This is a genomic window from Patescibacteria group bacterium, from assembly GCA_018900835.1.
Classification (GTDB): domain Bacteria; phylum Patescibacteriota; class Minisyncoccia; order Minisyncoccales; family PEYH01; genus PEYH01.
This window is the reverse complement of the sequence record JAHIFQ010000009.1, coordinates 17,547-35,844: the sequence shown is the minus strand read 5'-3', so window position 1 is coordinate 35,844 and position 18,298 is coordinate 17,547. Positions and strand designations below refer to the sequence as shown.

Annotated in this window: 18 protein-coding genes and 11 tRNA genes; 7 read left to right on the top strand and 22 right to left on the bottom strand. The window is 38.9% G+C overall.

All coding sequences use genetic code 11. The features are described 5' to 3' along the window. Position 1: 1 nt before the first annotated feature. The 5 genes from KJ562_01870 to KJ562_01850 are packed head-to-tail and all read right to left on the bottom strand — an operon-like array spanning position 2 to position 4,938. Complete coding sequence (locus KJ562_01870) at positions 2 to 988, bottom strand: pilin (GenBank protein MBU3964448.1); 987 nt, start codon at positions 986 to 988, stop codon at positions 2 to 4. Positions 989 to 1,005: 17 nt separating this feature from the next. Next, positions 1,006 to 1,530, bottom strand: coding sequence for a class I SAM-dependent methyltransferase (locus KJ562_01865; protein MBU3964447.1), 525 nt, complete (start codon positions 1,528 to 1,530; stop codon positions 1,006 to 1,008). 16 nt (positions 1,531 to 1,546) lie between these two features. After that, the gene (gyrA, locus tag KJ562_01860; protein ID MBU3964446.1) at positions 1,547 to 4,069 is read right to left on the bottom strand and encodes a DNA gyrase subunit A; all 2,523 of its coding nucleotides are present in this window, start codon (positions 4,067 to 4,069) and stop codon (positions 1,547 to 1,549) included. Between the two features lie 11 nt (positions 4,070 to 4,080). Beyond that, the gene (locus KJ562_01855; protein ID MBU3964445.1) at positions 4,081 to 4,281 is read right to left on the bottom strand and encodes a hypothetical protein; all 201 of its coding nucleotides are present in this window, start codon (positions 4,279 to 4,281) and stop codon (positions 4,081 to 4,083) included. A gap of 3 nt (positions 4,282 to 4,284) precedes the next feature. After that, positions 4,285 to 4,938: an MBL fold metallo-hydrolase gene (locus tag KJ562_01850; protein MBU3964444.1), complete on the bottom strand. Its 654-nt coding sequence runs from the start codon at positions 4,936 to 4,938 to the stop codon at positions 4,285 to 4,287. Positions 4,939 to 5,053: 115 nt separating this feature from the next. On the opposite strand from KJ562_01850, the gene KJ562_01845 reads away from it, so the two are divergent. The 7 genes from KJ562_01845 to KJ562_01815 all read left to right on the top strand — a co-directional run bounded on the left by KJ562_01845 (position 5,054) and on the right by KJ562_01815 (position 9,849). Beyond that, positions 5,054 to 6,175, top strand: coding sequence for a S1 RNA-binding domain-containing protein (locus KJ562_01845; GenBank protein ID MBU3964443.1), 1,122 nt, complete (start codon positions 5,054 to 5,056; stop codon positions 6,173 to 6,175). Between the two features lie 36 nt (positions 6,176 to 6,211). Further along, positions 6,212 to 8,065: an ATP-dependent zinc metalloprotease FtsH gene (ftsH, locus tag KJ562_01840; GenBank protein ID MBU3964442.1), complete on the top strand. Its 1,854-nt coding sequence runs from the start codon at positions 6,212 to 6,214 to the stop codon at positions 8,063 to 8,065. Positions 8,066 to 8,128: 63 nt separating this feature from the next. Continuing rightward, a tRNA-Ile gene (locus tag KJ562_01835) sits at positions 8,129 to 8,200 on the top strand. A 166-nt stretch (positions 8,201 to 8,366) separates the two neighbouring features. Continuing rightward, positions 8,367 to 8,442: transfer RNA gene (locus tag KJ562_01830), tRNA-Val, on the top strand. A 44-nt stretch (positions 8,443 to 8,486) separates the two neighbouring features. Beyond that, positions 8,487 to 9,170, top strand: a complete 684-nt coding sequence (locus KJ562_01825; protein ID MBU3964441.1) for an RluA family pseudouridine synthase — start codon at positions 8,487 to 8,489, stop codon at positions 9,168 to 9,170. Then, positions 9,155 to 9,748, top strand: a complete 594-nt coding sequence (gene rplS, locus KJ562_01820) for a 50S ribosomal protein L19 (GenBank protein ID MBU3964440.1) — start codon at positions 9,155 to 9,157, stop codon at positions 9,746 to 9,748. The genes KJ562_01825 and rplS overlap by 16 nt, the downstream gene beginning before the upstream one ends. A 17-nt stretch (positions 9,749 to 9,765) precedes the next feature. Then, a tRNA-Leu gene (locus KJ562_01815) sits at positions 9,766 to 9,849 on the top strand. 80 nt (positions 9,850 to 9,929) lie between these two features. Here KJ562_01815 and KJ562_01810 read toward each other — a convergent pair. The 17 genes from KJ562_01810 to KJ562_01730 form a co-directional block, all read right to left on the bottom strand. Continuing rightward, a complete protein-coding gene (locus KJ562_01810; protein ID MBU3964439.1) occupies positions 9,930 to 10,436 on the bottom strand; it encodes a 3D domain-containing protein in 507 nt (168 codons plus the stop codon). 107 nt (positions 10,437 to 10,543) lie between these two features. Beyond that, positions 10,544 to 10,619 (bottom strand) — tRNA-Gly (locus tag KJ562_01805). A 21-nt stretch (positions 10,620 to 10,640) separates the two neighbouring features. Next, a tRNA-Phe gene (locus tag KJ562_01800) sits at positions 10,641 to 10,712 on the bottom strand. Between the two features lie 115 nt (positions 10,713 to 10,827). Further along, positions 10,828 to 10,905, bottom strand: a tRNA-Val gene (locus KJ562_01795). A gap of 3 nt (positions 10,906 to 10,908) precedes the next feature. Next, positions 10,909 to 10,991, bottom strand: a tRNA-Leu gene (locus tag KJ562_01790). A gap of 13 nt (positions 10,992 to 11,004) precedes the next feature. Next, positions 11,005 to 11,076: transfer RNA gene (locus tag KJ562_01785), tRNA-Cys, on the bottom strand. Between the two features lie 15 nt (positions 11,077 to 11,091). After that, positions 11,092 to 11,439 carry a 30S ribosome-binding factor RbfA gene (gene rbfA, locus KJ562_01780; GenBank protein ID MBU3964438.1) on the bottom strand — a complete coding sequence of 116 codons (348 nt, stop codon included), beginning with the start codon at positions 11,437 to 11,439 and terminating at the stop codon, positions 11,092 to 11,094. Between the two features lie 11 nt (positions 11,440 to 11,450). Continuing rightward, positions 11,451 to 12,944, bottom strand: coding sequence for a translation initiation factor IF-2 (gene infB, locus KJ562_01775; protein ID MBU3964437.1), 1,494 nt, complete (start codon positions 12,942 to 12,944; stop codon positions 11,451 to 11,453). A gap of 221 nt (positions 12,945 to 13,165) precedes the next feature. After that, positions 13,166 to 13,254, bottom strand: a tRNA-Ser gene (locus KJ562_01770). Positions 13,255 to 13,314: 60 nt separating this feature from the next. Then, on the bottom strand, positions 13,315 to 14,295 hold the full coding sequence (locus KJ562_01765) for an NAD(P)/FAD-dependent oxidoreductase (GenBank protein ID MBU3964436.1): 981 nt from the start codon (positions 14,293 to 14,295) through the stop codon (positions 13,315 to 13,317). Then, positions 14,279 to 15,487: a tyrosine--tRNA ligase gene (locus KJ562_01760; protein ID MBU3964435.1), complete on the bottom strand. Its 1,209-nt coding sequence runs from the start codon at positions 15,485 to 15,487 to the stop codon at positions 14,279 to 14,281. Before KJ562_01760 ends, KJ562_01765 begins: the two co-directional genes overlap by 17 nt. A 24-nt stretch (positions 15,488 to 15,511) precedes the next feature. Further along, positions 15,512 to 15,582, bottom strand: a tRNA-Ala gene (locus tag KJ562_01755). Between the two features lie 2 nt (positions 15,583 to 15,584). Beyond that, positions 15,585 to 15,658 (bottom strand) — tRNA-Arg (locus KJ562_01750). 13 nt (positions 15,659 to 15,671) lie between these two features. Continuing rightward, the gene (locus tag KJ562_01745; GenBank protein MBU3964434.1) at positions 15,672 to 16,304 is read right to left on the bottom strand and encodes a hypothetical protein; all 633 of its coding nucleotides are present in this window, start codon (positions 16,302 to 16,304) and stop codon (positions 15,672 to 15,674) included. Positions 16,305 to 16,443: 139 nt separating this feature from the next. Beyond that, positions 16,444 to 16,683, bottom strand: a complete 240-nt coding sequence (locus KJ562_01740; GenBank protein MBU3964433.1) for a hypothetical protein — start codon at positions 16,681 to 16,683, stop codon at positions 16,444 to 16,446. 8 nt (positions 16,684 to 16,691) lie between these two features. Further along, the gene (locus KJ562_01735; GenBank protein MBU3964432.1) at positions 16,692 to 16,934 is read right to left on the bottom strand and encodes a hypothetical protein; all 243 of its coding nucleotides are present in this window, start codon (positions 16,932 to 16,934) and stop codon (positions 16,692 to 16,694) included. Positions 16,935 to 17,075: 141 nt separating this feature from the next. Continuing rightward, positions 17,076 to 18,026: a hypothetical protein gene (locus KJ562_01730; GenBank protein ID MBU3964431.1), complete on the bottom strand. Its 951-nt coding sequence runs from the start codon at positions 18,024 to 18,026 to the stop codon at positions 17,076 to 17,078. Positions 18,027 to 18,298: the final 272 nt, after the last annotated feature.

Here is an 18,298-nt window from a genome sequence, read left to right as displayed (position 1 = left end):
TCTATTGTTTCCCTATAATCATTTCCACTAAAGCGATTATGCCTCGAGAGACAGCAGATACGGCAAATCCTATTAATGCCCAGATAACTATCTTCTTGCCTTTATCAAATCTTAAAGGAATCCCGCCAGAAGTTACCATTACATAACCACCAATTATGATAATCAGGACTGCCAAAGCCATTAACATACCAAAAATGGTTTCTATGGTTTGTTGCAAAAGTTCTGGCACATCGCTCCAAGTTAAGGGATTGTCATACTGGGTTGGAACAGGAGGACAATCGCTGTCATTAGCAATAGTGCATCCCGGGGCGCAACAACCGTTCCCTCCAAGGCATCCGCAATCAGAATCTTGGCTGACATTGCAATTTGGCTGACAAATTTGGTCGCACTGAATAGGAGAACACGGCCGTGGAGGAGGACAATCACTATCAGTGGTAAAATCGCATCCAGGTGCGCAGCACCCATTTCCGCCGACACAAGCGCAATCATAGTCTTGGCTTACATCGCAATTTTGCGGACAATAGTTATTACACCCATCAGGTTCACAGGGCCGTGGTGTGCCACCTACCTCTATAAGAATATCTACCCCAGCTTCATAGCTTGCTGAATTTATGCAATAAAAAGTAATAAATTTTTCTCCGCTCGTCCCGTAACTATGGCTGAAAGAATAAGAACAACTTCCGGAACCGCGGGGGTCAGTAGGATCAGTAGAATCAGACCAAGTACAATTGGGATTTGAGAGACAATCGCTTGCCTCCCAACAATCCAATGATATCTCTATTCCATCATCAAAATTGATCACACACTGAGTTGTATTTATATTAACCCCTGCTGTTATAGTAATCGCAGCTCCCACAGCCGGATATGAATAAGAAGAATTTAAATTAACTGTGACAAAACCGCCGGTAGATGTCGCAGAGAAGACAGATTGACAAACTATAAAAACCCCTAAAAAAATCAGTGTGAAAAAAATAATCTTTTTTTTCATTTTGCCTTGCCGAGAGATTACATTTTTACGAAAATTGCTCCCCAGTGGTAGGTGCCGGTCTCTAACTCTTTTACCAGCTTAATGTCCATAAACTTAACTATTTTGTGCGCTTGTTCAAGAGAAACTCTATTTTCTTCAGGCCCGAAAGGAGAGTCCGGATTCCAATCAATTATCACTAAATTGCCATTTCGTTTGAGCACTCGCTTGGCTTCTTTCAAAAATGCGTCTTTGTCTTCTATTTGAAACAATGCATTTGCTATCAGCACCAAATCCATTGATTCATCTTTAAGCGTAGAGCCCTTGGGTTCCTCTAAGTCGCATTGTATTGTTTTAATATTCGATAAGCCCACACCTTTAGCTCTTCCAATTAAAGCGGAAAGCGGTTCTTCTTGGATGTCCAAAGCATAAACCATCCCTTTCGGCACTCGCCTTGCTAAAGCAATTGCAAAACCGCCCGGACCGCAGCCAAACTCTGCTGTTTGCCAATCCTGACTTAAAGGGATCTGCTCTATTATTTTTTCCGGTTCCAAAAAACTAACCATATTCAAAAATTAAATATTACAACTTTATTAATGAAACTACGCTATCGCCCTCATCCAAGCGCATTATTCTTACTCCTTGGGTTGCCCTGCCGAGCGCGGATATTCCTTTGGCAGTAGTTCTCAAAACCTGACCATTTCTTGAAATGAATATCAACTCTTCGTCGCCCTTTACAATCTCTGCCTTAACCAAATCGCCTGTTTTGGCTGTGAGCTTGGCTGTCATTATTCCTGTGCCTCCTCTGCTTTGCTGACGATACGAGGAAACCCCGCTTCTCTTGCCATATCCCTTGCTAGTGATTATTAAAATATAGTCCTTAACTTGGTCTTTCTCAATAGCCTCCATTCCAATTACTTCATCTCCTTTTTTGAGATTCATTCCCTTATTACCTGCCGCGCTTCTCTGCATCGGTCTTATCTGTTCTTCTTTGAATCTGATTGATTGGGCCTGTTTGCTCACAAGTATTGTTTCACTTTTTCCGCTCGTCTTTTTTACAGACCTTAATGAGTCGCCTTTTTTGAGCCGAATCGCTATCAAACCAGAACTCCTTAAATTGCGAAACTCTTCAAGCGCTGTTCTTTTGATTATACCATTCTTGGTTGCCATGACTAAATACTTCATTTGTTCGCTGTCATCTTTTTTACCAAGAGGCAAAATTGCTAAAACCTTGTCTTCTTGGCTGATTTCTAAGAAATTAACTAATGCCCTGCCTTTTGAAATCCTTGTTGCAGAAGGAATCTCATAAGCAGGCATTGCAAAAACCTTACCGGAATCAGTAAAGACCAATATCTTATCAAGAGTATTTGCTAAAAAGAAATGTTCCACAAAATCATCATCCTGCGCCTTGATGCCCATAATGCCTTTCCCGCCCCTCTTTTGAATCTTATAGGAAGACGGGCTCACTCTCTTGATATATCCCTTATTGGTAAGAGTAATCAAAACCTCTTCTTCTGGCACTAAATCCTCTTCTGATATTTCTTCCGCTTTTTTCACATATACTTTAGTTCTCCGTGGTTCAGGATAGGTCTCTTTCAATTCTTTGAGTTCTTTTTTCACAACTGCCTTTACTTTTGCAGGGCTCTTAACAATTCCAGATAGTTCTTCAATCTTTGCTTTTATCTCTTTAAGCTCATCTTCTATTTTCTGTATTTCAAGACGAGCTAAAGCAGAAAGCTTTGTCTCTAAAATTGCCTCTGCTTGAATGTCCGTGAGTTGAAATTTTTTCTTTAAGTTGCTCTTGGCATCATCCCTGTTTTTGGATTTCTTAATGGTTTCAATGACTTGGTCTATTTTTGCCAAGCATTTTGCCAAACCCAAAAGAATATGCTCCCTTTCTTTGGCTTTTGTTAAATCAAATTTAGTTCTCCGCAACACAACTTCCTGACGATGCTTTAAAAAATATCCAAGCATTTCTGATAAAGACAAAACTTTTGGCTGAATCCCATCAACAAGAGCTATCATGTTGAGATGGAATTTTTTCTGTAAATCAGTGGACTTATAGAGACAATTCAGCGCCTTTTGCGGAAACGCTTCTTTTTTTAATTCTATGACAATCCTGATACCATCTCTGTCTGATTCGTCCCTAGCATCCTTTACTCCTTTAATTTTCTTTTCCTGAATCAACTTGGCTATCTGTCCCACCAATGTTGCTTTATTAACTTGATAAGGTATTTCATTGATAACAATCTTCCACCCACCGTTCTTTTCCTCAACTATATCTGCCTTACCCTGAACCAAAACAGGTCCTTTGCCTTGGGCATAAGCAGAAATTATTTCTTTTTGGTTAAAGATAATGCCACCTGTCGGGAAATCAGGTCCTTTTATAAACTGAAATAATTCCTCGGTTGTGGCTTCGGGATTATCAATCAAATGTATGGCTGCATCGCATGTTTCCACAAGATTGTGTGGCGGAATGCTTGTCGCCATACCAACCGCAATTCCCAATGAGCCGTTTAATAGAAGCTGGGGAAGCGGAGACGGCAAAACGGTCGGTTCTTTCCTTGTTGAGTCATAGTTGTCTATGAAATCAACAGTATCTCTATTTATATCCCTTAACATCTCCTGCCCCGCCCTTGAAAGCCGACACTCTGTATATCTTTGAGCGGCTGGAGGATCCGCATCAATTGATCCAAAATTGCCCTGGCCTTTTACCAGCATATATCTCAAAGAAAAATCCTGCGCCATTCTTACCAAAGAATCATAAACCGCAGCGTCGCTGTGTGGATGATATCTGCCAAGAACTGCTCCAACTACTGTTGCTGATTTCCTAAATCTGGCGTTGTAATAAAGACCCTCTTCTCCCATTGCGTAAAGAATTCTCCTGTGCACTGGTTTCAACCCATCCCTCACATCGGGCAATGCTCGAGAAACAATTACTGACATTGCGTAATCAATATAGCTCTCCTTCATTTCTTCGCAGATTTCTCTGGGTTTTACATATCCTATATTCTCTAACCCGTTTTCATTGTCTCCATTGTCTGTCTTCTTGGCCTTGTTATTTTCTTCTGGCTCTGGCTCTGGTTTTGATTTTGATTTTGGCATAGTTGTAAAAATTATTCGTTTAAATCAGGAATTTCAAAAGAAGGGATATTGAGCTGTTGCCCAAAATTCTGAAAATCAAATGATTTAAATCTGAAGGCAATTACTGCTAAAAACACGATTAAAAAAATCAATCCTATGATTGCCACAGACACCCATAAGACCATTTTTCTTTTTTCCAAAGATAATGATTGAATTTTTTGTAAAAATTTCATTTTCTACGGCTTCAAAACAACTATTTTCATTTCCGCTGGCAATCCTTGCTTTTTTATTTTCAATGACGACTGCGGCTCGATGCTTTCTTGCCCCATTGCTTTGAGGAAGTTATCAATGTCTTTCAAATTCACTTTCAGACCCGGTATCTTGTAATGCATTGGTATTACTATTTTTGGCTCAATCTGATTAATAACTTTAGAAGCAATTGTTCCGTCAATTGTGTAAGTGCCTCCTATGGGAATCATTAATATATCAATATCTCCTATGGCCTCAACTTGTTCGGAAGAAAGTTCGCCTTGATTTAAGTCGCTTAAATGACATAACTTAATACCCTCTGCTTCAATCGTATAAATGGTGATGCCCCCCAAATTTTCTTTATCCATGCTCCCATGCGACGCAGGAATGCCTTGTATAAATATTCCTCCTACCTCATATTCTCCTGGGCCTTCTATTAAAAACAAAGGGCCTTTTATTGCTTTAACATTATTGTGGTCAGTATGCTGATGGGTGATTAATAAAACATCTGCCGCGATAGACGGCATTTTTAATCCGGTCTGCTCCGGCGAAAACGGGTCTATAACAATCGTTTTCTTTTCGTTTTGATTCAAGGGCACCCTTATTTCAAAACACGATTGACCATGCCAAAGTATATCCATAATAAACAAAAACGCTTAATTATTTTTAAATCTTTTATGATTATAACATTTAGTAAAGACAAACTCAACCTTCCTATTGATATGAACAGGCTTTTATGCTACCCTTTATTTTACTATGACTAAAATAATTGAAAAAACAATTCAGCCAAAAGATGAATTGCAAAATATTGCCACTCCTCCGAAAAAGGGGCAGACAATAGAGGGCAAGATTATCGGAGCCGGACATTTTGCTGTTTATGTTGATTTGGGCCCTGTTGGCGTGGGCGTAATTTATGGAAAAGAATATTACGCAGCCAAAGATATAATAAAACGACTACAGCCCGAGGCGCTAATAAAGGCAAAGATTGTGGAAGTAGATAACGAAGATGGTTATTTGGAGCTATCGCTTACCGACGCCCAAAAAGAGGTGAGCTGGGAAACTCTGAAAGAAACCGAGAAAGCATCCCAGACAGTTATGGTTGATATCGCGGGAGCAAATAAAGGCGGACTTCTGGCTGAAATGGAAGGGATAAAGGGATTCCTCCCTCTCTCACAGCTCTCAATTAAAAATTATCCACGGGTTAAGGACGGGGACTCAAATGAAATACTGAAACATCTGCAAAAATTAGTGGGCCAGCAATTAGAGGTGAAAATTATTGATGTTTCTCCGCAGGAAAACAAACTCATCTTTTCTGAAAAAGCGGTTACCTCAAAGGCAATAAACGAACTTTTAGAACAATACAAGGTCAACGATATAGTGGAAGGAAAAATTACCGGACTTGCCGATTTCGGCGCATTTATAAAATTTCCATTGCTAAAAGAGAGCGGGGCGGAAGAACTAAAGCTGGAAAAAATTCAAGCTGAAGGACTTATTCACATATCTGAGCTTGATTGGCAATTGATAGACAATGTCTCTGATGTGGTTAAGGTTGGAGATATAATTAAGGCAAAAATTACTGAAATATCCCAAGACGGAAGGGTCTCGCTATCCCTAAAAGCATTAAAAGAAGACCCTTGGAAAGATATAGATAAAAAATACAAGAAAAATGATATTATAGAAGGAGAAGTGGTAAAAATAAATCAATTAGGAGCATTTATTGAAATTGAACCAAAAATCAGGGGATTGATCCATCTCTCGGAATTCAACAACCAAGATAAGGAAAAAGAATCTCTACAAAAGGGCAAAAAATATAAGTTTGAAATCATCGCCCTTGATATAGACACTCATCGTATGGGCTTACGCCTGAAAAACGGTTAGAATAGACATAGTCCTGTATTTATAAACAAAAAAATAATGAAAAAAGCAACGCAAAACTTAGCGAAGAACTTTTTTGTTATTGTACTGATTTTTTTAGGCATATCAGTGGTTTTTGCCATTCTTTCTCCAACCCCTGATGTTGAAAAAGAAATTTCCATAAGCCAACTTAGCCAAGAAATAGCTCAAGAAAAAGTTAAAGAAATTGTGGTTGTTGGAAATGATATTCTCGTCACATATAACGACAACAGTCAGGGGCAAAGCAGAAAAGAAACTGAATTAGCTCTTTCAGAATCTCTGGCTAATTACGGTGTTGAAAAAGAAAAATTGGAAAAGGTCAATATGGTTGTTCAGGAGCCCAAGGCGGGCTGGGGACAAATTGGCTCAATAATGTTATTCGCCGTTCCTTTATTAATCTTCGGCTTATTCTTTTGGTCGTTTGCGAAACAGGCAAAAATGGGAGCAATGCAAACATTTAATTTTTCCAAGGCAAGAGCTCGTGTTTTTGGCGCAGAGGGTCATCCAAAACAAAAGATAAACTTTGAGGATGTGGCTGGACTAAAAGAAGCAAAAGAAGAATTGAAAGAAATTGTTGAATTTTTAAAGACCCCTAAAAAATTCCTGGATATGGGTGCAAAAATTCCAAGAGGCGTTTTGCTATTAGGCCCACCGGGATGCGGCAAAACACTATTGGCAAGAGCAACCGCAGGCGAGAGCAATGTTCCGTTTTTTTCTGTGGCTGGTTCCGAGTTTATAGAATTATTCGTTGGCGTAGGAAGCGGAAGAGTAAGGTCATTATTTCAGGAAGCGAAAAAACACAATAAAGCGATTATCTTTATTGATGAATTAGACGCTATTGGCAGGACAAGAGGAATGGGAATGGGTGGTGGGCATGATGAGAGAGAACAAACATTGAATCAGATACTTGTTGAAATGGATGGATTTGAAAGGGACTCAAAAACCATTATAATCGCTGCAACCAATCGCCCGGACATTTTGGACCCTGCACTTTTAAGACCAGGCAGATTTGACAGACAGGTTATCTTAAATCTACCCAGCATAGAAGACAGAGAGGCAATCCTTAAAATCCACACCAGAGGCAAACCATTGGCGAAAAACACCCATTTAAGAGAAATAGCGGAAAGGACTCCTGGTTTTTCCGGGGCTGATTTGGAAAATCTTTTAAACGAAGCAGCAATCTTGGCTGCTAGGAGGAACAAGCACCAAATAGACCAAGCAGAACTGACAGAATCAATTGAAAAAGTTCTTTTAGGGCCTGAAAGGAAGAGCCATGTCTTGTCGCCAAGGGAAAAGAAAATTTCTGCCTATCATGAAGCAGGCCACGCAATAGTCGCATCATTTACCGACAAAGGAGAACCGGTAAGAAAGGTTTCTATTGTTTCAAGAGGAATGGCGGCAGGATATACTATTAAATCGCCGATAGAGGAAAAAAGCATTAAGGCAAAATCTGATTTCTTGGCAGACATAGCTACATTGCTCGGAGGATACTTCACAGAGAAGATGAAATTCAAGGAGGTGAGCACAGGCGCAAGCAATGACCTGAAAATCGCCTCTGAATTGGCGCGGAGATTAGTGAAGGACTATGGCATGTCAGAGAAACTCGGACCCATTGTTTTCGGAGAAAGAAACGAACTTCAGTTTTTGGGAAAGGACTTCGGCGAAGAAAGAAATTACTCTGAAAAAATAGCTGAACAAATAGACGAAGAAGTATCAAAAATAATCAAAGAAGCAAGCGCTTTAGCAATAAAAGTCCTAAAAGCAAAAAAGAACCTTTTGGAAAAATTATCTAAGGAATTGATGGAAAAAGAAACTCTGGAAAGAGAAGAAATTGAAAAAATCCTCAAAATCAGCAGGAAGAAGAAGGGCACGTAGCTCAATGGCGGAGCAAGGCTCTTATAGCGATGATTTTCATTTACTAATTTATCTCTTTGGGGTGGGCACGTAGCTCAATGGCGGAGCAAGGCTCTTATAAGGCCGAGGTTGTTGGTCCGAGTCCAACCGTGCCCATACCAAAGAGATAAAATCAATATGAAATCATCGATATATCGGCAACTACAATTATTTATTATATTAAATCAGAGTTGCCGCTATAAGGCCGAGGTTGTTGGTTCAAATCCAACCGTGCCCACCTTGCCCTCCTAACTTTTCTTAAATAAAAAGTTGGGAGGATAAAGGGCGAGTAGCTCAGCGGCTAGAGCATCCGCCTTACACGCGGCAGGCCAGAGGTTCAAATCCTCTCTCGCCCACCATTTGACAAAATAATCACAAGATGGATTCAATCTGTCCAAGCACTATGAAAATTATTTATGAAGATGAAAACATTATAGTTTTGGACAAACCAGCAGGAATTGCTGTTTTTTCAGACAATGATTCCGGACTGATGGCTGAGATAGTTGAATCTAATCCTGAACTTAAAAATGTCGGCGAACCACCAAGATATGGATTGATTCATCGCTTGGACAAAGACACTTCTGGGCTGTTGTTGGTAGCAAAAAACAATCAGGCCTTGTCTTTTTTCCAAAAACAGTTTAGAACAAGAGATGTACGAAAAAAATATATTGCGCTGGTTTGGGGTAAAATCCAAGAAAAGGAAGGAATTATCAAAACCCTGATTAATAGAGATAAAGACGGAAAAAAACAAAGGGCATACCCTTGGCTCGGTCCTTTAGCCAAAAAAACAGGGTCTCGATTGGCTGAAACGCAATGGAAAATGATAGAAGAATATGATAAATATACCTTGATAGAGGCGATTCCAAAGACCGGCAGAAAACACCAAATACGAGTTCATTTTTCTTATATAGGACATCCTATAATAGGAGACAAGCTGTATTCTTTCAAGAATCAGATAGTGCCAAAAGTATTAACAAGGCAATTCCTTCATGCCAGCGGACTAACAATTAAATTAATGGATGGTGAGGAAAAAACATTTTCTTCTCCATTGCCAGATGACTTAAAACAATTATTGAAAAACTTATGACAATAGAAAACGAAGAAGTAACAAATCACGAACAAGAGACAAAATCAATTCCAGATATCAGACCAGGAGATACGATTAGGGTTTATCAAATCATGCCTGATTCCAGCTCCTCAAAACATGGAGAGAAAAAAGAAAAAATACAGATATTTGAGGGTGTTGTATTGGCGAAAAGAAGAAACAAAGAAATCGGCGCCACCATCACCGTAAGAAAGGTGATAGACAGAATTGGAGTAGAAAGGATTTTCCCTATCTTTTCCCCTACTATTAAAAAAATAGAGGTAATAAGAAAGAGCAAGGTGAGAAGGGCTAAGCTTTTTTATCTTCGCCGGGCAAGCGGTAGAAAGGCGCGACTTAAAGCCAAAGAGTTTATGCCAGAAATTTCTGTTGAAGAAACACCTATGCCTACAGAAAGCGAAGAAATTCCGAATAACACAGCGCCAGAAATTATGCCAGAAGCGACTATGCCAATAGGGGGTGATAATAGTAACATCGAAAATCCAATTGAAAACACTAATCAGCAAGAGTCGATTATTGAAGAAAATCGCGCACAAGAGCTGAAAAACGAAAATAAGCAATGAGACAGCGTTGGTTGAGAGCCGAGGTGGAGAAATAGGTAGACTCGCATCTTTGAGGGGGATGTGCCAGCAATGGCGTGTGGGTTCAACTCCCACCCTCGGCACCTCTATTATAAGAACAAAAAATCGCCCTTTGATAAACTCAGGGCGATTTTTTGTTTTCCTAATTCAATCAAATATTAATTTAAATCTCCACAACCTCTATATAGCTATAACGCGCTCCGAATTCAAGGGCTTCTTGCTTAGATGGAAACCAAATATCCACTTGTTGCGTCTTTCTGGAATGCATTCTGTCTTCAACAACGAAAACCTTGTCTCCATATATCTCTGGAATCCTTATTTCTGTACCAAAGGGAAGAAAATTTGTAGCCACTATGCCGTCACGAACCCATGAGCCAGAAGCAGTGATATATGGGTCGTCATCTGTTTCCATTGGGCAAGAAGAATAAGCAGTGACAACAACCTTAATCGTCTTTGAATTTGTTGCTCTCGGCACTGCTAAAAAATGCTCTATATTGGAAACAGCGCTATTTCCTTGAACAAATGCCAAAGCGCCTCCTGATTCAAAATAATCATCAGGCAAAGAATTGTCCTGGTAAGCAGCTAAAGCGCCTGACAAAGAAAAAATTACTCCGCCAACAACGCCCCAGATAATAAAAAATTCAATGTATCCTTGAATTTTAGTTTTCATATATTTATATATTTTTTCCGAATCTGACTATATCATAGCATTTTTACACCCTACTTGTCAAGGATTTTGGGTATTTTGGAACAAAAAACGCCAAACAGGCGTATTTTTGGAGCGGGTGAGCGGAATCGAACCGCCATCACTACCTTGGCAAGGTAGCGTAATGAACCATTATACGACACCCGCATTTCAAAATGCTCAATTATGTGCCGCGGGTCAGAATCGAACTGACGACCCAACGATTTTCAGTCGTTTGCTCTACCCCTGAGCTACCGCGGCTCTCCTGTGCTCTGGAGTACCAGAGCTTCGGAAAAGCAAATATGATTCTCAAAATTGATACTTGCCCTTCCGAAGCCCGAATATTATGAGGGCGAAGGAGGGAGCTACCGCGGCTTGGTGGGCGGTACTGGGCTCGAACCAGTGAAACCTTTCGCACGTCAAGCGAACGCTCTACCAACTGAGCTAACCGCCCATATGCCGGGAGTGGGAGTCGAACCCACATGGGCTTGCGCCCAATGGATTTTAAATCCATCGTGTAAACCATTCCACCACCCCGGCGCAATATATTTTAAGGCCAGGGCGGGAGTTGCACCCACGTATAGCGGTTTTGCAGACCGCTGCCTTGCTACTTGGCTACCTGGCCAAAGACAATTATCAATTATTGTTCGCTATTTTTATGAATCACTGACAACAATTCCTCAATTCTTCCCGCTTCTTCAACCTGTTTTTCCTCACAAAAAATTATTTTAGGAACTTTTCTTATGCGCAATTTCCTGTCCAGAATTTTCTGTATGTTATAAATATCAGCCCTAAGATAATTTATCATTTCCCTTCTCCTGTCCGCAGGCATCACACTCACAAACACTTTTGCGTTGCTCAAATCACTTGAAATATCCACTTTAGTTATCGTGACCAAAACATTTCTATCAAACCCTTCTTCTCTTAAAATAATGCTTCCTATTTCCCTTTTTAAAAGCTCGTTAAGTCGGTCTATCCTTGAAAACATTTATATTATGTTTAAATATCTACTTGCTTTTTCTCTTCTACGAAAAAGGATAAAATATCGTCCTCTTCTATCTTGGTGGTCCCCCGATAAAGTATTCCTATTTCGTCATCCAAGACCCCTCTTTCCGCTGATTTTTTCTCTTTTTGGATTCCTGAAATCGTACCTTTGCCGATTAATTCGTTATTCCTGTATATTTCTAATTTAGAATTTTTAATAATTTCTCCTTCCACCACCCTGCCACCTACAATCTGACTGTCTTTCTCGGTCATAAAAACCTTTAATATCTGCATTTTCCCGATATCTCTACGCACTATTTCCTGCTCTGCTTCCTGCTTCATCAAGCGCCTAAGATTTTGAATCAGCTCGTATATGACATCGTAATGCAGAATAGTTACCTTTTTCTGGTCAGCCAACCTTATGGCATTTGGATTCGCTTTTATCCTAAAAGCGAATATTTTCGCTTTTCCAGAAACCGCTGTTTGGACATCATCTTCCGTGATAGTATCTGCTCCTGACTTGAGAATATGGACCGCCATTTCATTTTGCGGTATTGCCCTAATCATTCCTTCTATGGCATCCAGCGACCCTGTAACATCTGTTTTTAAAATAATATTCAAGAACTTATGCCCCTCTTCCGTTTGAATACAGTTTTGCTGTTTTTCTCTGCCTTCTTTTATAACATATTCTCTCGCCTTTTCAATATCAGGAAATGTTTTAAAAATTTCTCCCACAAAAGGCACTGTTTCAAATCCTAAGACCGAAACTGGCTGAGAGGGAATTGCTTGCTTAAGATTATTGCCCTGGAAATCCTCCATATTTTTTATCTTTCCAATGGCTGACGGTGTGGCTACAATGTCCTGCGCTTCTAAAATTCCGTCTTTGACCAAAAGCGTTGCCATGCACCCTCTTTTATCATCCAAATAAGTTTCAATAATCACGCCTTCTGCTGGCTTTTCATATCTAGCCTTAATCTCGTGCATCTCGGCGAGCAATAAAATCATTTCCAGCAAATCATCAATCCCTATCTTTTGGGTCGCAGAAGTTAGAACACAAGGAATATTGCCACCCATGTCTTCTGTAACTATTCCTGCCTTTGCTAATTCGCCTTTTACTTTTTGCGGATTAGCTTCTGGCTTGTCTATTTTGTTGATAGCCACAATAACCTGTATGCCTGTTTCTTGAATGCAATTTATCGCTTCCTTTGTTTGCGGTTTCACTCCCTCTTCGGCAGCTACTACTAAAACAGCCATATCAGCAACATTAGCGCCTCTTGAGCGCATAGCGCAAAACGCTTCATGCCCGGGCGTATCAATAAATGTAATATTCTTTCCTTTGTGCTCTAATTCATAAGCCCCGATATGCTGAGTAATCCCGCCTGATTCTTTTTGTGTAATTCGAAAATCCTTAATCGCCTCCAAGAGCGAGGACTTACCATGGTCAACATGACCAATAACCACCACTATCGGCGCCCGTTCTTTTAAATTGTCTTTTTTTGATTTTTTCATATGCAGACATAGATAGAGTAATAGGAATAATACACCTAATCCCGCTATTTTTCAAGCAAAAACCGCCTCATGCGGCTTTTTCCTTTATTTGAAATCGTAATTTGTGTGTGTAATTTGTAGTTAGGAATAAATTTTTGTTTGAATAAAAATCTACTTCCTTGTCCTAACTACTAATTACTAATTACTAACTACTCAAATTTTTGTAAAGGCAAAAATTTATGCGGAGAGGGTGGGATTTGAACCCACGCGCCCTTTAGGGGCCGACGGTTTTCGAAACCGTGCCGTTATAGCCGAACTTCGGTACCTCTCCAAGTCATTATTTATTATTTATTATTGATTATTTACTATTCCTAAAATACAGATGACAGATTTAAAATAAATCTGGGTCAATTGATATTTTTTTAGGGAGCAGGAAGGGGAAATAATTGCCCAAGAAATAACTAGCAGAAACTGCTATTCTGCCTTTTAAAATCTTGAGAATAAAAAATCTTTTGGTCTTTCTTCGATATTTTTTAAAATCAGGAAAACAATCTGCTAAAATATCGCCAGCTTTAAATCCCCAAATAATCCCCCCACCAGTTGTCGGCTTGGTCATGCCAGCGGAATCACCAAGCAAAGTAATCTTGTCTGATTTTGGCAACCGCAATCCTTGAGGAATCATCGCTGCCTTAAAATCACCTTCATTTAAATATATTTCTTGTTTTGTCAAAAATACATCAAGCCCATTCTTCGCCTCTTTGGTTGGGCCAATAATTCCATATTCAATGTTGTCTTTCTTGAGAACTTTCCACGCAAAGCCGTATTTCGGAGGACAAGCGAATTTTTGAGGCCAAACCTCAATAGATTCTCCGGCCATATCAGTCCTATCAGCCCTATCAACAAAAAATTGTATTCCCAAACGACAAACAGGAATTGGTATAGATAATAATTGCCTTGTCTGCGATAGGGCTCCGTCGCATCCAATAATCTTTGTGAAACCCTTTGGAATTTCCTTGATTTCTTTATTAAAAACTATCTCTGCGCCTGCTTGTTTTGCTAAATCATAGACAAAGTTCTCCAGGGCATCTCTATTAAAAACAAGATAAGCAGGGCGCGCTTTAATTCTGATGTCTTTCTTGGGAAAATGAACTAAAATTGATTCTACTCTTCCTTGATAAACTCTATCGCTTATTGGCAAATACTCTTTAATCCTTTCTGATATCAGGGCAGTGCAGGGCTTGCCTCCAATATTGCTCTTTTTCTCAAACACCGTGACGCTATGGCCCTTTTGGCTTAAGCGCCAAGCCAAATAAAGTCCAATAATTCCTGCGCCAACAATGGCGACTCTTTCTTTATTAGCATCTGATGTCATGGGTAATTAGCTTAGCAAATTTTCTTTTGCCAACTTGAATAATCATTTCATCCCTCACTTTTATTTCCTGTTTAAAATCTTTTATTACATTAGAATCAACTCTAACTCCTCCCTGGAGCACCAATCTCTTGCCCTCCCCCTTAGAGCTGGCTAGTCCTAGATGAAATAAAAGCTCAACTATTGGATAACTCGGCTTTGGAGTAAAAAATACTGGCATCTTGGAGGGCATTCTTTTCTCTTTGAATATTTTATCAAACTCTTGCCCTGCTTTTTGCGCTAATTTTTCGCTGTGATACATAGAAACAATCTCTCTGGCTAATCTGGCTTTAATGTCTCTTGGATTAATATTCTTATTCTTAAGTTCTCTTTTAATTTCGCTTAATTCTTTTTCAGCAAGAAGCGTGCAAAGCTCAAAATAATCAAAAATCATTTCATCCCGCATAGACATCAATTTCCCATACATATCTTCCGGTTTATCAACAATATTAATCACATTACCCCAACTAGTGGACATCTTTCTGCCATCAAGCCCTGAAAGCATTTTTAAGGTCATTATATCTTGCGGATACATTCCAAATAATCGCTGAATATCTCTTCCAGCATTAAGATTAAAAAGCTGGTCATAACCGCCCAATTCAATATCTGCCTTGACTGCTACTGAATCATAGCCCTGCAAAAGGGGATAGCAAATCTCTTTCAATGAAATTGGCTCTCCTTTTTTCCATCTTTCGTGGAAATTTCTTCTTTGAACTAATTGTTGAACAGAAAAATTGCCAGACAAATGCAAAAAATCACCAAGAGGCATCTTATTAAACCATTCGCTGTTATATCTAATTTCGGTCTTTTTTAAATCAAGTATTTTCCCAATTTGGTCTGAATATGATTTGACATTCTTTTTTATCTCCTCGTCTTTAAGTCCTTTTCTGCCTTCTGGCTTATCTGATGGGTCGCCGATGCGAGCAGTAAAGTCGCCGATAATCAGAACGATTTTATGCCCTAAATCCTGAAATGCTTTTAATTTCCAGAGCTGGATGGCTCTGCCAATATGAATCTTGTCTCCAGTTGGGTCAATGCCATGCTTAATTCTCAATTTTTTACCCGAAGCAAGGGCTTTACTGAAGTGATCTCTGTCGACAATTTGCTCAACGCTCCTTGTCAGAACCTCGTCTATTTTTTTAGAATCAATTTTCATAATAGGTTTAATAATTAACCCTTGTGGACCCGGAGGGAATCGAACCCTCAGCTCATCTATGCCATAGACGTGTTTTGCCACTAGACTACGGGCCCTGTGCCCTCGGCAGGATTTGAACCTGCGATCTTGACCTTAGGAGTGTCCTGCTCTTGTCCACTGAGCTACGAGGGCATCTGTATGAATACTATACTACAGTTTTGTTCATTATCTCTTCATAAACCTGATCTTTCAATGATTGTATTAATTTTAAAATATCGCCCCCTTTCTTTACTGTTATTCTACACATTCCGTATTTAGTTCTTCCTTTACTACCCCCATCATTAAATCGAATAATAAATCTATGCTTCGGTATTTCTGTAATAAAGGACCAATAATTTAAACATTCTCTTCTATCCATGCCAGAAAATATTCTCATAGTTGGCTCTATAAATTCCTCCTGAACATTAAATACATTTCTTAGTACAGTCAAATAGGATTTTATCATTTTCCCATCAGAATTAATAAATTCGCACCCCTTTTTGCTCCCTTCGGCCCAATAGAGCATAGCTATTACGATTGACAAATCCCTGTTAGGACTTCGTAATAATTCTTGAGCGCGTTTCTGTGCTTTTTCTATGTTTCTCTGTTTACGTTCTTTACTACCACCTCTTTTGGCTCTCAGTGTCGGAATATATTTTGCCGGAACATCAATATCGTGAATATGGTGCCATACCGTAGTCTTCGGGATTGATAATTGCGTTACTAATTCATTAATACTAAGTCCTTTCCTTCTTAGTCTTTTTAACTCTTTTATTTTTTCTATTGAGTGAATTCTCATATTTTCATTTTAACATGCTCAATAGAAATAGCAATAGCCCTAAATATAGATAAAACTTGTTCTATTAAAACAATTTCTTGATTTAATAATACATGTTGAAACGCAGAATTTCTCTATCCAGTTGAACTATGGGGGCAACTTACAATCGTCTATATGTATTCTTATCCCTTAATTTAATACTGTCAATGATAATCTCCTTATTTTCATAATGGAATATAATCCTAAAACGACCTGACCTTGAACGATAAAAATCACTGTCCGTGACTTTTCTAATATTCAATCCTTTTCCCTCGCCTTGAATCAACTTTTCTATGAACTCCAATAATCTCTGCCTATCCTGCTTGTTAATCTTTTTTAATAATTTCTCTATTCCCTTCATAAAAAAAGTTAAATCGTTTTTTTCAACATCTTAACCAAGTCCCTGGCCTTAATTCCCTTGCCCTTGTTATCGCGGATAGCGTCAAATACCGTATATCCCTCTTCTTTTTCTAACCTTTCAAGATTAAACGGCGCAATCTCTAATTTCCCGCCTCTCTCTTTGATAATATAGCGGTTACTAGCAAAATTCTGCCTCCATCGAATGGGCAGGGTAATTTGACCTTTAGCTGTTGCCCTAACTATTGTAGTCATAAATTTTTAAATTAAGTAATACTTTCTTACATTCTTACTTTATCAAAACAAAAAATCAATGTCAACCTCCCCGCCCTAAAGGGCGGGGCTTTCGACGCAGGGTAGTCAATGAAAAATTTCTATCCTAAAGGTTAGGTATTTCTATAATTTTTTGAAAGGCGGATAAAGCTCTTGGTCTATTGTTCTTTCAAAACAAAATCTGCCTGCTGGATGACTCCACTTTGAAAAATTGGAACCAGACAACATTCTTGGTTCCGCTATATCCAGTTTCTCATCACTTGGTAAATTGAATTCCGCGCAAAGCTCAAATTCATTCTCTCCTTTTATAGTATATTCATATAGATTTCCTGTCTGCGGGTCTTGTGGCACCATAAATCCACTTATCGGGTCCTCTAATTCTTGAAGTTCTTGTGGCAGACGCTCCTTGCTCTGCCAGTAGCTTATTATTTGATACTGTACTTCCTGCAAAGCGCTAACCCTTTGATAATCAAAACGCATTAATCTTTCCTGTTTTGGAGAGCCTGTGAGAAAAAAACCAATTACAATTAATGTTAAGACAACTGCGCTCGCTAACCAAGCAAAATATTTTGAACGATTGGATGGCGCTTCCCTGCGCACATCCCATAAATAATATCCGAAAATACATCCTGAAGTGATGAAAACTGCAAACGCTTTTAGGATAAAGCGTAAAGTGATTTCTCCGCCCAAAAATCCCCAAACAATTCTGATAAAATCACCGACTATTACAAGAGAAACAATGAAGAGGGTTAAATATATGAGCCATTTTCTAGTTTTCATCTGTCTGACTTGAGGAATTCTTAAATAGATTTTATTCAAATACCATGAACCCCAAATAAATAATGGAAAAACTATGATAATTGATGCTAATGCGGACCTGACAAGGTTATGGCTATAATATGCTGCAGAGTTAATGCTGCTATAAATGCTATAAACAAGGGGGTCTTTTATGCTCTGATTTATAAACTGAAAAATTAGCGTAAGAATATTTATTGTTGTTACATAAAGCATGCTTATCGAGAAAAGATGCAAAAAAACATGCTTTGGCGACACTTTTTCGTTTTGATCATTCATAGTTTTATAGATATTAATGATTCTTAGTATTTTAGCATTAAAAAAAACATCATTAAACCCATCTCCATTTTATTCTGATAAACGACTTCCTCTATATCCTCGTTTGGTTGATTATCATCTATAACACTTGTCTGACTGGAGAACAAAAATTGCCTATAGTGTAACCAAAAAACCCTTCATTTACTACAAGGGTTTTTGGGTTTCCGAATGACAGGGTCGTCTATCGGACGATATTAGAACCCGTTGAGTCAAGCACCGAATAGATTGAAGAT

Coding starts and splice junctions, on each gene's coding strand:
- infB (MBU3964437.1), bottom strand. CDS start 12,944: ATGAAAAAATCAAAAAAAGACAATTTAAAAGAACGGGCGCCGATAGTG.
- KJ562_01730 (MBU3964431.1), bottom strand. CDS start 18,026: ATGAATGATCAAAACGAAAAAGTGTCGCCAAAGCATGTTTTTTTGCAT.
- KJ562_01825 (MBU3964441.1), top strand. CDS start 8,487: ATGAAAATTATTTATGAAGATGAAAACATTATAGTTTTGGACAAACCA.
- KJ562_01855 (MBU3964445.1), bottom strand. CDS start 4,281: ATGAAATTTTTACAAAAAATTCAATCATTATCTTTGGAAAAAAGAAAA.
- KJ562_01870 (MBU3964448.1), bottom strand. CDS start 988: ATGAAAAAAAAGATTATTTTTTTCACACTGATTTTTTTAGGGGTTTTT.
- ftsH (MBU3964442.1), top strand. CDS start 6,212: ATGAAAAAAGCAACGCAAAACTTAGCGAAGAACTTTTTTGTTATTGTA.
- KJ562_01745 (MBU3964434.1), bottom strand. CDS start 16,304: ATGAGAATTCACTCAATAGAAAAAATAAAAGAGTTAAAAAGACTAAGA.
- KJ562_01760 (MBU3964435.1), bottom strand. CDS start 15,487: ATGAAAATTGATTCTAAAAAAATAGACGAGGTTCTGACAAGGAGCGTT.
- KJ562_01865 (MBU3964447.1), bottom strand. CDS start 1,530: ATGGTTAGTTTTTTGGAACCGGAAAAAATAATAGAGCAGATCCCTTTA.
- KJ562_01765 (MBU3964436.1), bottom strand. CDS start 14,295: ATGACATCAGATGCTAATAAAGAAAGAGTCGCCATTGTTGGCGCAGGA.
- KJ562_01850 (MBU3964444.1), bottom strand. CDS start 4,938: ATGGATATACTTTGGCATGGTCAATCGTGTTTTGAAATAAGGGTGCCC.
- KJ562_01845 (MBU3964443.1), top strand. CDS start 5,054: ATGACTAAAATAATTGAAAAAACAATTCAGCCAAAAGATGAATTGCAA.
- rbfA (MBU3964438.1), bottom strand. CDS start 11,439: ATGTTTTCAAGGATAGACCGACTTAACGAGCTTTTAAAAAGGGAAATA.
- KJ562_01740 (MBU3964433.1), bottom strand. CDS start 16,683: ATGAAGGGAATAGAGAAATTATTAAAAAAGATTAACAAGCAGGATAGG.
- KJ562_01810 (MBU3964439.1), bottom strand. CDS start 10,436: ATGAAAACTAAAATTCAAGGATACATTGAATTTTTTATTATCTGGGGC.
- gyrA (MBU3964446.1), bottom strand. CDS start 4,069: ATGCCAAAATCAAAATCAAAACCAGAGCCAGAGCCAGAAGAAAATAAC.
- KJ562_01735 (MBU3964432.1), bottom strand. CDS start 16,934: ATGACTACAATAGTTAGGGCAACAGCTAAAGGTCAAATTACCCTGCCC.